This is a genomic window from Flavobacteriales bacterium, assembly GCA_020435415.1.
Lineage (GTDB): Bacteria > Bacteroidota > Bacteroidia > JACJYZ01 > JACJYZ01 > JACJYZ01.
Genome location: JAGQZQ010000012.1, coordinates 1 through 14,774, shown reverse-complemented (window position 1 = coordinate 14,774; position 14,774 = coordinate 1). Strand labels below are relative to the sequence as shown.

The 14,774-nt window shown below is 45.5% G+C and carries 13 protein-coding genes; 7 read left to right on the top strand and 6 right to left on the bottom strand.

Annotated features, from left to right (window positions below; genetic code table 11):
* Positions 1–30 precede the first annotated feature (30 nt).
* Positions 31–423, bottom strand: coding sequence for a hypothetical protein (locus tag KDD36_03725; protein MCB0395735.1), 393 nt, complete (start codon positions 421–423; stop codon positions 31–33).
* A 336-nt stretch (positions 424–759) separates the two neighbouring features.
* Here KDD36_03725 and xth point away from each other — a divergent pair, with 336 nt between their 5' ends.
* Positions 760–1,524: an exodeoxyribonuclease III gene (xth, locus tag KDD36_03720; GenBank protein ID MCB0395734.1), complete on the top strand. Its 765-nt coding sequence runs from the start codon at positions 760–762 to the stop codon at positions 1,522–1,524.
* A gap of 1 nt (position 1,525) precedes the next feature.
* Here xth and KDD36_03715 read toward each other — a convergent pair whose 3' ends face one another.
* Together KDD36_03715 and KDD36_03710 are read right to left on the bottom strand one after the other, a co-directional pair.
* Complete coding sequence (locus KDD36_03715; GenBank protein MCB0395733.1) at positions 1,526–2,155, bottom strand: hypothetical protein; 630 nt, start codon at positions 2,153–2,155, stop codon at positions 1,526–1,528.
* 130 nt (positions 2,156–2,285) lie between these two features.
* Entirely contained in the window at positions 2,286–3,569 is a 1,284-nt protein-coding gene (locus tag KDD36_03710) for a M28 family peptidase (protein MCB0395732.1), read from the bottom strand.
* A gap of 239 nt (positions 3,570–3,808) precedes the next feature.
* On the opposite strand from KDD36_03710, the gene KDD36_03705 reads away from it, so the two are divergent.
* The 3 genes from KDD36_03705 to KDD36_03695 all read left to right on the top strand — a co-directional run bounded on the left by KDD36_03705 (position 3,809) and on the right by KDD36_03695 (position 7,025).
* Positions 3,809–4,732, top strand: coding sequence for a DUF3667 domain-containing protein (locus KDD36_03705; protein ID MCB0395731.1), 924 nt, complete (start codon positions 3,809–3,811; stop codon positions 4,730–4,732).
* A 77-nt stretch (positions 4,733–4,809) separates the two neighbouring features.
* Positions 4,810–5,934: a DNA/RNA non-specific endonuclease gene (locus KDD36_03700; protein MCB0395730.1), complete on the top strand. Its 1,125-nt coding sequence runs from the start codon at positions 4,810–4,812 to the stop codon at positions 5,932–5,934.
* Positions 5,935–5,996: 62 nt separating this feature from the next.
* Entirely contained in the window at positions 5,997–7,025 is a 1,029-nt protein-coding gene (locus KDD36_03695; GenBank protein MCB0395729.1) for a bifunctional methionine sulfoxide reductase B/A protein, read from the top strand.
* Between the two features lie 9 nt (positions 7,026–7,034).
* Here KDD36_03695 and KDD36_03690 read toward each other — a convergent pair whose 3' ends face one another.
* The 3 genes from KDD36_03690 to KDD36_03680 all read right to left on the bottom strand — a co-directional run bounded on the left by KDD36_03690 (position 7,035) and on the right by KDD36_03680 (position 13,435).
* Positions 7,035–10,046: a DNA polymerase III subunit alpha gene (locus KDD36_03690; GenBank protein MCB0395728.1), complete on the bottom strand. Its 3,012-nt coding sequence runs from the start codon at positions 10,044–10,046 to the stop codon at positions 7,035–7,037.
* A gap of 62 nt (positions 10,047–10,108) precedes the next feature.
* A complete protein-coding gene (locus KDD36_03685; GenBank protein ID MCB0395727.1) occupies positions 10,109–11,380 on the bottom strand; it encodes a DNA polymerase IV in 1,272 nt (423 codons plus the stop codon).
* 147 nt (positions 11,381–11,527) lie between these two features.
* Positions 11,528–13,435 carry a hypothetical protein gene (locus tag KDD36_03680; GenBank protein ID MCB0395726.1) on the bottom strand — a complete coding sequence of 636 codons (1,908 nt, stop codon included), beginning with the start codon at positions 13,433–13,435 and terminating at the stop codon, positions 11,528–11,530.
* Positions 13,436–13,501: 66 nt separating this feature from the next.
* Here KDD36_03680 and KDD36_03675 point away from each other — a divergent pair, with 66 nt between their 5' ends.
* From KDD36_03675 to KDD36_03665, 3 genes are all read left to right on the top strand, one after another.
* Complete coding sequence (locus KDD36_03675) at positions 13,502–14,266, top strand: SGNH/GDSL hydrolase family protein (protein MCB0395725.1); 765 nt, start codon at positions 13,502–13,504, stop codon at positions 14,264–14,266.
* A gap of 14 nt (positions 14,267–14,280) precedes the next feature.
* Positions 14,281–14,643 (top strand): cupin domain-containing protein, encoded by a 363-nt coding sequence (locus KDD36_03670; GenBank protein ID MCB0395724.1) that lies wholly within the window; start codon positions 14,281–14,283, stop codon positions 14,641–14,643.
* 3 nt (positions 14,644–14,646) lie between these two features.
* A partial coding sequence (locus KDD36_03665; protein MCB0395723.1) for an SDR family NAD(P)-dependent oxidoreductase occupies positions 14,647–14,774 on the top strand: 128 nt, incomplete at its 3' end.

Below are 14,774 nucleotides of genomic sequence, written 5' to 3'. Positions count from 1 at the left end.
CTATTCGCATTAAATGGTTAGGAGATTTAATTATTCTGAGACCGAAAGAGTTGCGGTTAGTTTTTCGATTGTATTGGCAGTAGGGAATGTCATGACTGTAAGGGTATTGCCTGCGTTGCCACATTCACCTTCCACGGATGCGCCTCCGTCAACTATTCTGCTGTCGCTGATAGGTGGGATGACCGGTGCATCAGCAAGTGTAAGGGTGTATCCGACATTTAGGGGTGTTTCACCGCTATTCTCTATGCGGACCACATAAAAAGAAGCACCTCCGCACTCCTGGAGTTGGGCGCTGATGGTAATGTTGTTTTCTGAAGCGAGTTCAGTCCAACCGTCCTGCGCATGCGCAGCGGTTCCAATAGTTATTGCCGCCGCCGCAAAACATGTTGTTAAAAACTTGGGAAGATTACCGGTCCTGTTCATAGCGATACGTTTGTGTTAAAATATCAATTATGTGATTTTGGATTTTACGCGAATGCAAAGGACGGAAAAAGAAGAATATCATGTATATAGTTGGGATTAATTTTACTTTAATATAAAATGTATTTTAGTTATAAATACTTGTAAATCAGATATTAGTTGTAAAAAAAATAATATTCGGAATTATTGGTGCAATTTCAGATGATTGTGAAAAAATATGAATTATTACTTACTATTTATTGTATGTGACCTTCTCGTTATGTTCACAATTGATGGGTTTTAAGGTGGACTATGTGATCATCAATCTGGTATATTTGAGCGAACTTAAATCTTCATAACATGAATATCGTATCGTGGAATGTGAATGGCATTCGGGCCGTAATGAAGAAGGATTTTGCGCAACAGTTGGATGAATTAAATGCAGATATGTTGCTGATTCAGGAAACCAAAGCGCAGGACGACCAGGTAAGGGAGGCGCTTTTTGGTGTGGGGGATTATGAATTGTATTGTACATCCGCAGAAAAGAAAGGTTACTCAGGAACCGCCATATTAAGTCGGCATAAGGCGGTTGATGTCAGGTATGGTATTGGCGTGCCGGAACATGATACAGAAGGCAGGGTGGTGACCCTGGAAATGCCGGATTTTTACGTTGTAAATGTGTATGTGCCTAATTCATCATCGGAAATGAAACGGTTGCCATACAGGAAAACCTGGGACGCTGCCTTTCTGAAATTCTTAAAGGACCTGGAGTCTCATAAGCCCATTGTTGTAGGAGGGGACTTTAATGTGGCGCATCAACCAATAGACCTTGCCAGGCCCAAGGAAAACTACAATAAGACATCAGGGTATACCCAGGATGAAATTGATGGCTTTGAGTCTTTTCTTGCTCAGGGTTGGGTAGATACTTACCGGTTTAAGCATCCTGAAGAGGTGAAGTATAGCTTTTGGAATGCTCGTTTTGGAGCCAGGGAAAGAAATGTTGGTTGGAGGATTGATTATTTCCTGGTAAGTGATTCGCTCAAGTCTTCAGTAAGTGAAGCCGATATTCTTAATAATATCACCGGGTCAGATCATTGCCCGGTCACACTTGGATTGGCACTCTGATCTATTTCAGTTCAAAGGCGATCAACGGAATGTTGATCTTATAATACCCATGAAAATCACCTTCTGCTCCTGCATAAAGTATGAGGTGGTCTTCAGTTACCGTGAAATTTACATGGTAACCGCTCCGGTCATCTTCGTAAGGGCGCATATTCAGGAATATCTTGTTCTTCTCACAAAAGGCGGTAACATGACTACTGATTACAGACATGTAGTCTCCTTTGAAGAAATCTGACAATTCATATTGCTTTAAGGTAAGAGGCGACAAGGTCAGGCTGTGGAAGATTTTTCGTTGGTGACCTTTCATTTGTGTGGTGTACTCAAGGCAGAGTAATGAATCCGTTTGTTGGAGAATCTTGTATTGAACGTGGACCGTTAGGTTAGAATCCCCTTCGCTAAAACGTTGAATGAATCTTTCGAAGTCGGATATTTCTTTGATGCCTGTCAGCGCAAGGGTGACAGAATCGCCACTGGACTGGACCAGCACAGGGTAGTTGTATTCTACCGTACATCTTCCATTGATGGATGTATAATTTTCTGTTCTATCCACCAGTTTGTAATTGGTTGCCTTCTGGCATCCGGTGGATAACATAACTAAAAGCAAACAAATGCCTCCGTACCTGATCATGTCCATTGTCTCAATATTCTATGGCGCCTTCTACGGCGGATATTGTATTCGGGTTCCCTAGTTAGAAATTTATTTGGTCTTTCGCAAGTTGAAGTTTTTCAATTTGCATCCCTGTTCAATAACGGGCGCAATTTCATTAAAAACCATTTATAAATGCTACCATAAGGCGAAAATAATTTTCAAACTCGGTGAAAGGCAAGGTTTGCGATCTGTCCCAAACATCGTGATAGGCCTTGATTCCCCCCAAAGTATAGATGAAAAAACAGGGTACGTCTTTTTCGTAAAATGGACAGTGATCACTGTTGCATGCCGTGCCCCGGATTTTTACCTGTTGAAGGGTTTGCATTTCCAGGTTCATGGACGTGAGCCGATCAAAGGATGGTTTGAATACGGAGCCGTTAACAACCTGGATGCCTTCGTCGCCTGTTCCGGAAATGTCAAAGTTTAGAAGAAATCGAATTTTTTGAAGTGGTATGACCGGGTGTTCGGTGTAATGTTTTGATCCCACTAATCCGGCTTCCTCGCCGCTGAATGCAATGAATAGCATGGAGAACCGGGGTGGATTTTCAGAGTAGTGTTTTGCAAGGTTCAACAACATGGCAATCCCGCTGGCATTGTCATTGGCTCCCGGAAAGTAGGTTTCCTCGCCCATGCGCCCCAAATGATCATAATGCGCGGTAAATACAAGGAAGGAATCAGCTTTTTCCGATCCTGTGATCATCCCGATCACATTGCGACTCGTGTATTTTTTCAGGTACTTGTTTTCTACTTCCGTCGTAATGGTTTTAATTTCTCCGAAAGAAGAATCCGCGGAAACGATGAATGAAGGTTTGGTCAGAAGTTTTGTCGACGCATCCCATGTAAGCTTTTCATACGTGATAAAGATTGTTCCTGCTGCCGGGTTTTCATCTGCATATATAAGGAATGCCTTCCACTCGTTGATGGTATTCGTTTCATCCGGAATCATGACGCGTTTGGATGGTGAAACGACAATGAACTTTCCTTTGGCATTCTTCACCAGCTTGATGAACTTATCCTTTTCCAACATGTCATCTTCAGAGCAATTCACGACATCATATGTGCCTTTGATACCTGGTGATCCGGCGCTGATGATGAACTCTTCTCCCGGTTTCATAGGGCGGTCGTCAAGGGCTAAATGCATCTTTCCTGGAAACGTATTGACGGGGAATGAGAAGGGTTGGAAGTAACGTCGGTCAACCGGCTTCAGGCCTATTCGCTTAAATTCAGATACAATGAAATCCGAAGCAATCTGATCGCCATTTTTTACATATCCTCTGCCATGCATGGATGGACTGCATAGGGTGTCCAGTACAGTGCGGGCATAACCGATGTCTTGTGCATTTGAAGAATTTAACAAAAGAAAGCCCCAGCACGCCAGTTGGTAAATCAAACTTTTCATATTCACATATTGAACCCAACTTATGCAGTAGGAAGCTCAGAAGGAGCTGAACTATCTGCGTTAGTTGGGGTTACCCCGTATAGAAAATCACTTTTTTCATCCATGCATACAATTCGCAGAAGACCTGATTTTCTTATTCGCAATGCAATAGAACTTTCTTCTATTGCATTGTTTGGGTTGAATGTTTGCCTAAGATAATTTATTAATAAAAGCGGGTTATTCTTTTTATACATTTGAGTATGCGACGTGACCGGAGAAAGAATGATAAGTGCCTCAACTGTGATGCGGCATTGCAGTCTGATTGGGAATTCTGCCCGGCATGTGGCCAGGAAAACCATTCGGTTAAGGTTCCGCTAAGGACAATCATCAAAGACTTCCTGGGGGATTACTTCACATTTGATTCGAAGCTTTTCAGAAGCCTCCGGCCTCTGTTCTTTAAGCCGGGTTTTCTTACGATAGCATACAATAGCGGGAAGCGGGTGAGATATATTCCACCCTTACGCATGTATATTCTGATTTCTGTTGTCTTCTTTTTTGTGATCAATCGTTCGCATCACCCACTTTTCGGGAAGGACAAGCAGGAAATTAGAAAGCAATCCCATATCTCTCTTGAAGTTGGCGGTCATGAATTGATTTATCAAGATATGATGGCCTTTCAATATGATGTCGATAAGCAGGGAATGGAGGCGTATATGGATTCCGTTGGTGCGGTTACCTCGTTTGATAAATGGATTGTAAAAAGAATGTACCGGTTGTCCGACCAGGGTAAAGAGGCCATCGGGGACCAAATTTTTCACGGTATTTCAATATCCATGTTTGTGGTTCTGCCAATGTTTGCACTACTGTTGTTTTGGGTATACCGAAAGAAGCGGTGGTTATATGTAGAACATCTGATATACTCTTTGCATTTGCATGCATTCATCTTTTTCTACGGGGCAGTACTTGCGGTGGTCAACCGGTTTGTTTTTGAGATCAATGGCTGGGTTTGGAATCTGATTCTGGCACTTCCATATGTGGTGTATGCAGTTTGGTCACTGAAGGTAGTCTATGGCGGTACACTTCGTTATACGTTGGGTAAATTTTTTATTCTTCTCCTTTTATATATCGTCTTGATATTCATTTGTCTTGCATCTGGTGTAATCGTTTCAATTATTACGATCTGATGATTTAAGTCAACCGCCGTTGCTCGGCAACCTCCCTTCTGTTAACTTCGGGTTAAATTTGAATCATACGGAAAATCATGTGCAAAAAATTTGTCGGTTGGCTATTTGCAGCCGTTACGCCTTTGTGGGTGTCAGCACAACAGGAAGCGATTACCCTCAAAGGGGATACCATACTTATTTATAGTGACCGGTCATGGGCATTTCCCCAGGAAGACCCATTATATCTTCTCAAGCCAGACAAGGCAGATAGCCTTTTATATCAAAGATCACATGCGAATCGTCAGGTGATTAAGCACCTTGCTTTTATCGCATCATTTGACCCGGCACAAAGACAAAGCGCCTGGGTCTCCTACCTGTTAACCGCTGAACATACCAAAGCAACCGTGGAAAGAGTGGCTAACTTCAGGGCAGATACTGATGTTCCCGGTGGAACTGCAACCAATGATGATTACCTCGGAAGCGGCCTTGATCGTGGTCACCTGGCACCAGCGGCAAATATGGCATGGTCAGAGCAGGCGATGAGTGAATCGTTTCTGTATTCCAATATCAGTCCGCAGGATCCCGCGTTTAATCGCGGTATATGGAAACGGCTGGAAGCTCAGGTAACGGAATGGGCCAGGTCCAACGATTCCCTTTATGTGGTTTCGGGTCCGGTTTTTTCTGATGAGATGGATGTAATCGGGCCTGGGCAACTACCGGTGCCTCAACGATTCTTTAAAGTGGTATTGGATTATCGCACGCCGGGACTAAAAGCCATAGGTTTTCTACTGGACAATGAAAAATCTGATGTCCCGCTAATATCAACGGCTATTCCTGTAGACAGCGTAGAAGCGGTTACCGGAATAGATTTCTTTTTTGGCCTCAGGGATGATCAGGAAGCATTGATAGAACGTACCTGTGATGTAAGGACATGGGAGTGGAAAGGCATCCTTGAGATAGATACAGAAGATATTGCGAAGGGTGACAGTCTCATGGTATGCAAAGGAATCACCCGAACGGGAACCGCTTGTAAGATAAAGACACGGAATGTAAATGGTTACTGCCATTTTCACCAGGATCAGTTTTTATTGGCCCCCTTGTCAGGAAATGAAGAACGCCGCGACGTATCAGTACAATGCCTGGCCATTACAGCGGCAGGTACCCGTTGCAAGAACATGACATTCAGCCCCAATGGAAAATGTCATGTGCATGGGGGAGATTAATGCCGCGCAATCATGGTGGTTTTGGCAATGAAAGTTGAATCAAAACAAAAACGATGAAGACCATGAAAATAGTAGCATTGATCAGTATTCCCGCAATCTTTCTTGTGTATGGCCTGGGGCAGGACGGTGGCAATGATGGCAAAAATCCGCACAAATTCAAAGTAACCAAAACGGAGGCCGAGTGGAAGGCCCAGCTTTCAGATGAAGCATTTTTTGTGCTGCGTGAGAAAGGCACGGAGGTGGCATTCTCCGGGAAGCATGAGCATGAAAACAGAAGGGGTGTTTTCCTGTGTGCAGGATGTGGACAGGAGGTTTTTTCTTCTACCCAGAAATTTGATTCTGGAAGCGGATGGCCAAGCTATTATGCGCCATATAAGAAGGAAAATATTCTTGAGATTCCTGATACAAGTTTTGGATGGGATAGGGTAGAGGTGGTTTGCAGTCGCTGCGGAGGACACCTGGGGCATGTGTTTGATGATGGTCCTAAGCCCACAGGTTTGCGTTATTGCATTAACTCAGTAGCCATGGACTTTAAACCGGAAGTGGTGCAAAAAAGCGATGAACAAATGGCAACCTTTGGTGCTGGTTGCTTCTGGTGCGTGGAGGCGATCTTTGAAGAACTCAAAGGTGTGACAAAGGTTGAGTCCGGATACGCCGGAGGTGAGATGCAAAATCCAACGTATCAGCAGGTGAGTTCGGGTTCTACAGGATATGCGGAAGTAGTGAGTATAACCTATCAACCTGACGTGATCTCGTATGATGAATTGCTTGAGGTTTTCTGGAGTACACATGACCCGACAACGTTAAATAAGCAGGGGGCAGACAGAGGAACACAGTATAGATCAGTCGTGTTTTACCACAACGAGATGCAACGGAAACTGGCCATGTCTTACAAACAAAAATTAAACGCGGAAGGTGTTTGGGATAAACCGGTGGTCACAGAGATAAGCCCGGTCAGGAATTATTTTCCCGCGGAGAAGTATCATCAGGATTACTACAGTGAGAATTCGGATAAACCATATTGCTCTGCGGTGATCACACCAAAGCTTGAGAAGTTCAGAAAGGTGTTTATGGAAAAATTGAAACACTGAAGCATCGACCTATTTTTTCAATTGCATGGGATGCGGTTGAGAACGACCATATGAAGAAGGTAGCTTCAATCGGGCAGGTACTTCATCTATGTGTTGGTATTCGAGTCTATGAAGCGCCTTTGTCTCTATGGCGATGAAGCCGAAATCATCAGTCACTTTTCCTGTGATCTTATAGCAACCTGGTCCTTTGAAAGGATACCGCCGTTCTATGTCCGGAAATTGTACCGTGTCGATCCAGTTTCCCTCCCTGTCCAGAAATGTTCCAAAGCTCATGGCATCGTTCTGGCTGGTGGCTGTGCGTTTGACATGTATGAGGTATCCTGTGATCTCAACTGTTTTATCGACATGGAAAGGGAGGTCTTTTGCGGTTAATTTATCTTCCGGTAATGCCTGTGCCAGCTCAAACGGTGAGGTCTGTAGAGGGAATCCCAGAAGCTCAATTTCATCATATACTTCTTCGAGGGGATGATGGAACAACGCAGGGAGCGAATAATCTTTCGCCCTTTCTTCAAAGAGTGTAAGGGAGGGCTGTTTCTTTTTGCGGTAGCCCAGTAAAAGATGAGCATTCCATAGTAATTCTTTCTTTTCCTTTCCCGTAAACCTCAATGCATTTGCACGGATCAGGATGCGGAGCTGCTCGAGGGAAAGGGGTGTTTTGTTGACAAGATCCTGTAAATCTCCGAATGGTCCGTAAGTATTTCTGTTGCGGAGTATCTGATGGATGGTGGCATCATCCAGTCCCTTGATCATGCCAAGACCGAGGTAAAGTGTTTGTTGGTGCAGAATTGCCTCGTGATTGCTGAGGTTGATGCAGGGTGGCACCACCTTTCCCCCCAGCATGCGCATTTCATGGATGTATAGTTCTGGGCGGTAGAAGCCACCCCCATTGTTGATAGTAGCTGTCAGATACTCCAGTGGGTAATGGGCTTTGAGGTAAAGGGCCTGAAAACTCTCCACGGCGTATGAGGCGGAATGCCCTTTGGCAAAGGCATAGTTTGCAAAGCTCTCAATCTGACGCCATATGTCATGAATAACTGCTTCGGCATAACCTTTGGCTCTGCAATTGGAAAAGAACTTTCCCTGAACCTTGTGAAATTCATTCCGCTGTTTGAACTTCCACGACATCCCTCTTCTGAGTATATCAGCCTCTCCAAGGGTTAGTCCGGCAAAATAGTGTGCCACCTTGATCACATCTTCCTGGTAGACCATCACACCGTAAGTCTCTTTGAGCAGGTCATACAGTTCAGGTAATTTTTCCCTGGCGGCTTCCCGGTATTCAGGGTGCCGGTAGCGCAGGATGTATTCCCCCATCATGCCGCTTTTGGATACGCCGGGGCGTATGATGGAACTGGCTGCTACCAGTCTCAGGTAATCGTCTGCCTGCAATTTGGTGAGAAGCATGCGCATGGCAGGAGATTCGATGTAAAAACACCCGATGGCCATGCCCTTTCGCAGGAGTTTGCGTACCTGTTCATCTTCCTTGAACTTGTTTACCTCATGAATGTCTATATGTGTTCCGGTACGTTCGCTTATGAGTGAAACAGCATCCCTGATCTTGCTCAATCCACGTTGGCCCAGGATATCAAACTTCGCATAGCCGAGATCTTCTGCTTCCAGCATGCTGAAGTGTGTTGTGGGAAAGCCCTTTGGTGGGATGAGGGTAGCCGTATAACAGTTGAGGGGATCCTGTGAGATGATGATGCCGCTGGAGTGGACGCTAAGGTGGCGGGGCAGGTTGTGGATAAGCTGACTGTACTGTAGGACCAGGCGTCCCATGTCATCTGCCTGGCCGGGGTTATCTATGGCTTGCAATTTATCGATCTCGGCGGCAGGTAATCCGAATACTTTCCCTATCTCACGAATCACGGATCGATACTGGAAAGTATTGTAAGAACCGAGAAGGGCGGTATGTTTCCAGCCATGCCGGTCAAAGATATAGCGGGTGATGTGCTCCCTGTCTCCGGAACAAAAATCGATGTCAAAGTCGGGTGGGTTGGAGCGGTTGGGGTTGATGAAGCGTTCAAAGTAAAGGTCAAGCTCCAGGGGATCTACATCCGTAATGCCCAATAGGAATGCCACCATGCTGTTCGCACCACTGCCCCGGCCTACATGGTAATATTGCTTGTGGCGGGCAAAGCGGACCAGGTCCCAATTGATGAGAAAGTAGGAGCAGAAGTTGAGTTTGGAGATCACTTCCAATTCTTTCTCCATCCGGGTGATTGCTTCGGGAGATGGCTTTTTGTAACGGTATTTCAGGCCTTCTGCACATTCTTTCCGGAGCAGTGTCATATCTTCTTCCGGTGAAGCAGTAAAATATTGTTTGTTCTTGGGAGATTTGAAATCAAAGGCAACGGAACATTGTTCAAGTAAGCGACCGGTGTTCCGGTATATCTCCGGGAATCCGGAAAGGAGGGTGTCAAGATTTTCTTTCGGAGGCATGGTGTTATCTGAGGAGGCTTCTTCTTCTTTTGACAGGCGACTGAGTAAAATGTTGTTATCTATGGCCCTTAACAGTCGGTGTGTGTTAAATCCGCGCTTGTCAAGGAATGTTACGGAATGCAGTAGAACCAGTTTATGTGGATGGTGTTTCCAGATGGAGAATGGAAGGTGTGGGAGTTCGGAAAGATGCACACCGGCAAATTCATGTTCACCAAGCAAGTCGGGCCGGGTTTGTTTGAGGGGGTATATGGTGAAAGCGTTTTGGAAAACAGGTCCATGATCCGGAAATGGAAGGCTGTTGTGACTGTGATGATCCATGTGCTCGTTGAGTTCCCGGAATCCTTCGTTGTTCCTTGCAATACCGATGTATTGCTGCTTTACGCCATTCCGGAAATCAATTCCGATGACGGGGTGGATATCATGGGAAGGAGCGAGGCGTACGAAATCAATGCATGCCGATGTGCTGTTGATATCGGTGAGTGCGGCACTCCGATAACCTTTTCCTGCCAGGGTTTGCAGTAACTCTACCGTGGAAAGTGTCCCGTATGTGTAGCTGTGAAACGTATGGCAATTAAGCAACATGGGATAAACCTTGAACTTTAAACCTTAAACCTTAAACTTTAAACCTTAAACCTGTAACTATTCTATATCCTTCTATGTGCGGGAATCACCGGAGGTTGTCCGTTGAAGGGGTTGGTCATCATGCCTACGCCGCGTGTGTCCATGGTAGATGCGCGTTTGACGGCATGTTGTCCGAAACGATTCCTCACCTTGTCCATGGCCTGGTAAAGATTGATCATTTCTTCCGTGTCTTCGAACATATTGATCTGGTATCCACCCTCAACAAGGTGACTGAACCGTACGCCCACAAGTCGCGCCAGTACCCGTCGTTCATATAATTGATCGAAGAGGTCAAGGGTTTGTTTGATCAGGATATGGTCGCAGGATGTATAGGGAATACGTGCCTGTTTGCTGCGCGTGTCAAAGTCTGAATAACGTACGGTGACGGTGACACAGGAAGTAAGTTTGTTGCCGTTCCGCAGGTAGTAGGAAAGTTTTTCTGCCATGGTCATCAGGATCTCTTTAAGTTTTCTGATGTCGATGGTGTCGCGTTCGAAAGTGAGGGAGGAAGAGATTGATTTACGCTCCTGGTAAGGTATTACAGGAGAGTGATCAATGCCGTGTGCTTTTTTCCAGATGACGATGCCGTTTTTTCCGAGCAGGCGTTCCACCAGTTCGGGGGGCATCTCCTGCATGGTGCGGATGTGCTCGATGCCCATGCTGCGAAGCAGACGGTAGGTCTGGTCTCCTACCATCGGGATTTTCCGGATGGAAAGCGGTGCCAGGAAGGGTTTTTCATTTCCTTTGACGATCTGGATATGGTTGTTGGGTTTGATCTCATTGGTGCCGACTTTGGCGACGGTCTTGCTGGTGGATAAGCCGAATGAGATCGGAAGGCCTGTCTCCCGGGTGATCCGCTCCCTTAATTCACGTGCCCATTGGTAACACCCGAAGAAACGATCCATGCCGCTGACGTCAATGTAAAATTCATCAATGGATGATTTTTCGTAGAGCGGGGCGCTTTCCTTGATCACCTCGGTGACCATGTCTGAATATTTGCTGTATGTGGAAGCATCTCCCCGGATCACAATGGCATGCGGACAAAGCTGCTGGGCCAGACGCATGGGCATGGCAGAATGAACTCCGTAAGCCCTTGTTTCATAACTACAGGCTGCGACCACGCCCCGGCCACTTGTTCCGCCTACCAATACAGGCTTGCCCACCAACCGGGAATCCATCAGTCGTTCGCATGACACAAAGAAAGTGTCCAGGTCCATGTGTATGATGTGGCGGTCTGTCACGGTTGGTGTGGGTCTGGTGGATCGTACATGCAATATTACGACAAAACATATCATGATGTTTTGTGTTTTCTGGGATAAATTGTATCAAGATTAAGGAGAGGGTACCAGGATGCATGGTTATCGAATAACCATGTCGCCAACTGGTTTGAATGAAAAGGTTTGCCAGGTTTGGTGAGTCGACCGGTAAGGGTAATCTTGCGGCTATTCGGACTGGTGGGATGCACAGTTCTCGCAATAAGTTCGCTTGAGGTCCTCATCTCCCAAAAGTTGAAAAGTGATGCCTTTTTGATGGTTGGGGTCGAAAAGACGGCAAAATCGTTGACGGTCATTGTTAATGGCATTCAGCATGATCGACCGGTATATCTTGTGTTTGGTTCGTGCCGGATGGATAATGGTCAGGTTGAGGTAATAGAACAGGGGCTCATCATCAGCGTCGATGTCTTTGACATGTTCGTGTAATGTGCGCACAGCCCAGTCATATTTAGCATGATGTGCATAGAATTTGGCGAGATTGAAAAGGTCGCTCTGGCTGGGTTTCAGAAAGCGCTGATTGCTGTTTACAAAACCAACGGCCTGGTCTTTTCCTCCATAGTTATTTGCCTTCATCATATAACCACTTTCAATCATGTTGTAATTGATCAGTAACCGTGTTTGTAAAGTTTTGTCGATGCCCCTGGCAGCCAGCCGTGTGATTCTTGTTTTCAATGATCTGGCATCAATAGCATCTTCATTTAACATCCACTTCTTGATCTGGAGGACACAAAGATTGTAGGATACATGCTCGTCCTTTGGTAGCAAAATTTCAAGGGATTCGAATTCGGTAATAGCAGAGTCCAGGTTTTCAGGATGAAGTTCAAACCTGAAAGCGGCATCATTCCTCAGCAGGCCACCATAAGTGGATTCCATGGGGATTTCCACGGATGCAATGAAATTCTCCGGAACTTCTTCGTTTTGTATTTTCTGAAATAGGACAGATTGCAGTGCCAGCGCAGCGTTGATGTTCTTTTCCCTGATGGCTGTTCTTAGATCTTCCCTGAGTTTTTCAGGGGCACTTTCCGTGTATATTGTCTTTTTAAACATCTGAAGGGTTACGATTCCCTTGCGATGATTCTTTAGAATGCCCTCCATGCTGGCGTTAAATGCGGCATCGCTCAGTTTTTGTTTGATCCCGGATTTTGACTGGTCTTTCAGGGATGCAAAGGAGGTGCCTTCTATGTCATTGAAAAACTCCACCCAGTTTTCAGCAGCGTGAATGGTTGTGCTGATCTTGGGCGTTTGGAATGACTGCAGGGAAGCAGCTAAGGTTTCCGCACGCTTGTTCTGTAGTTGAATGTTATGATCCGTGGGGCCTTCTACGGATGAATAGGCTCTTATGTCAATAGATTTAATGATGAAGTCCGTAAGGCGAAGGGAGTCTCTTAGTGGTTGGATGTCCGCAGGTTTGTATTCGTATTTGTCTTTTTCAAAGGGTATAACAAATCGAAATTCTTTTTGATATGTGATGATTTGCTGGCCCTTTGCATCATCTGGTTTGGATGCCAGAAGTGTATCCCGGTACATTCCCATCTTCAGTAATTCCCATTGTAAAAGTGGCAGGTGGTAATACTGGATATATTGACAAAGGAATTTGCCCTGCAGCAATAACAGATTCAGTTCCACATCATCTCCCGCCATCGATTCCGGTAATGAGCCCAAATCCACCCAAACAATACCGTCCTTATCCATTGCCTTCTTCTTTCTGAGTTCAGGGCTATAAACCGGAGGAAGCAGTTCGCCACGGTAAATGGAAGATGGCGCCCAGCTATTCTTTTGACCGCAGGTAAACTGACTCTTCCTGATAATGTCCACTGCCAGACCGGTCTGATCATTGGCAAAAAGTTTGTCAAACCAACGATCTTCGGAGACCATGAGCCAAATGTGATTATCCTTCAGATGCAGACTGAAATTTTCTTCCACTGGCAGATCATTCAGTGTGCTACGTAAGAGGGCACAGTTGATCTCTTTCTCAGGTCCGTTGTCTTGGAGGTCAAAGTCCTTTACTTCCTGGGAAAAAACCTGTAAGGCATTTATCGTTAACAAGAATATTAATGGAATTCTGATCCGGTTCATGTGCCATGTGATTTCGTGAAAGCGAATCTAATCATTTTGCAGTATTGAATGCCGGCCTGTAATTGCATGGAAATCCGTAATATTGAAGCCATGTGGTCATCGTGCATCAATGCAGGTTTTCTTTTTATAGCCGCGGTTAATATACTGGGAGATTCTTTGTATTCAATTGATGTGAGGAATGATCAGTCTATTCAAATTTCTACCATGACAGGACAACAAAAAACAAAGACATATTTGGCATTAGGTGATAGCTATACCATTGGTGAACGTGTGGCTGAAAAGGATCGGTGGCCGGTCATCCTGAAGGAGGAGCTTTCTGCGCAGGGGGTGATGCTGGAAGATCCGCAAATTGTTGCTGTTACCGGCTGGACAACCGATGAACTTATGGCCGGTATAGAAAAGGAAGAGGTGGCGGATACGTTTGACCTGGTTTCATTGCTCATTGGAGTGAATAACCAATATCGTGGAAGGGATGTGGAGGAATATCGAAAGGAATACAATCAACTGCTGGATATGGCTGTACGCTTTGCCGGTGGCAAGTCTTCAAATGTATTTGTGTTGTCTATCCCGGATTGGGGGGCGACACCGTTTGCAAAAGACAGGGATCAACAAGCCATCGCAAGAGAGATAGATATTTATAACCAGGTGAAAAAGGATGAAACGGTGAAAAGGTATATACCATTCATTGATATTACAGGAATATCCAGACAGGCAAAGTCAGATCCTGAATTGATCGCTGATGACGGCCTGCATCCATCCGGTAAAATGTATAAACTTTGGGTGGATGAGATCATGAAACAGATTCCCGATAAACTGGGATTGATAAAATAACGACAAACCAGATCATGAAAGTAACAAAACACAATTGGGACAATGTGCCTGTAGAAGAGGTCACTCCCATGATGCATCGCCAAATCATTGCGGGTGAAAAAGTGATGATTGCGAAAATGAAGTTCAAGGACGGTTTCCGGGTGCCCCTGCATCAACACGAGAATGAGCAGGTCACACATTGCATCTCGGGTACGATGCGGTTCTGGTTCGGAGCGGATAAGTCGGAGGTGGTCGATCTTCACCCGGGAGATACCATTGTGATCCCAGCCAACCTGCCTCATGAAGCACTTATGATTGGTGAAGTGGAGGAAATGGATACCTGGGCTCCGCCAAGAGAGGACTGGTTGAACGGAACGGATGATTATTTGAGGAAATAGATTATGGATTTAGGATTGAATAACAAGGTGGCTTTTGTGGCCGCTTCCAGTCAGGGTTTGGGTAAAAGTGTGGCTTTGGAATTGGCACGTGAAGGAGCATCTGTGGTGCTATGTGGCCGTGACCTGGAGCG

Coding starts and splice junctions, on each gene's coding strand:
- KDD36_03675 (MCB0395725.1), top strand. CDS start 13,502: ATGGAAATCCGTAATATTGAAGCCATGTGGTCATCGTGCATCAATGCA.
- KDD36_03710 (MCB0395732.1), bottom strand. CDS start 3,569: ATGAAAAGTTTGATTTACCAACTGGCGTGCTGGGGCTTTCTTTTGTTA.
- KDD36_03695 (MCB0395729.1), top strand. CDS start 5,997: ATGAAAATAGTAGCATTGATCAGTATTCCCGCAATCTTTCTTGTGTAT.
- KDD36_03700 (MCB0395730.1), top strand. CDS start 4,810: ATGTGCAAAAAATTTGTCGGTTGGCTATTTGCAGCCGTTACGCCTTTG.
- xth (MCB0395734.1), top strand. CDS start 760: ATGAATATCGTATCGTGGAATGTGAATGGCATTCGGGCCGTAATGAAG.
- KDD36_03670 (MCB0395724.1), top strand. CDS start 14,281: ATGAAAGTAACAAAACACAATTGGGACAATGTGCCTGTAGAAGAGGTC.
- KDD36_03680 (MCB0395726.1), bottom strand. CDS start 13,435: ATGAACCGGATCAGAATTCCATTAATATTCTTGTTAACGATAAATGCC.
- KDD36_03705 (MCB0395731.1), top strand. CDS start 3,809: ATGCGACGTGACCGGAGAAAGAATGATAAGTGCCTCAACTGTGATGCG.
- KDD36_03690 (MCB0395728.1), bottom strand. CDS start 10,046: ATGTTGCTTAATTGCCATACGTTTCACAGCTACACATACGGGACACTT.
- KDD36_03715 (MCB0395733.1), bottom strand. CDS start 2,155: ATGGACATGATCAGGTACGGAGGCATTTGTTTGCTTTTAGTTATGTTA.
- KDD36_03725 (MCB0395735.1), bottom strand. CDS start 423: ATGAACAGGACCGGTAATCTTCCCAAGTTTTTAACAACATGTTTTGCG.
- KDD36_03685 (MCB0395727.1), bottom strand. CDS start 11,380: ATGATATGTTTTGTCGTAATATTGCATGTACGATCCACCAGACCCACA.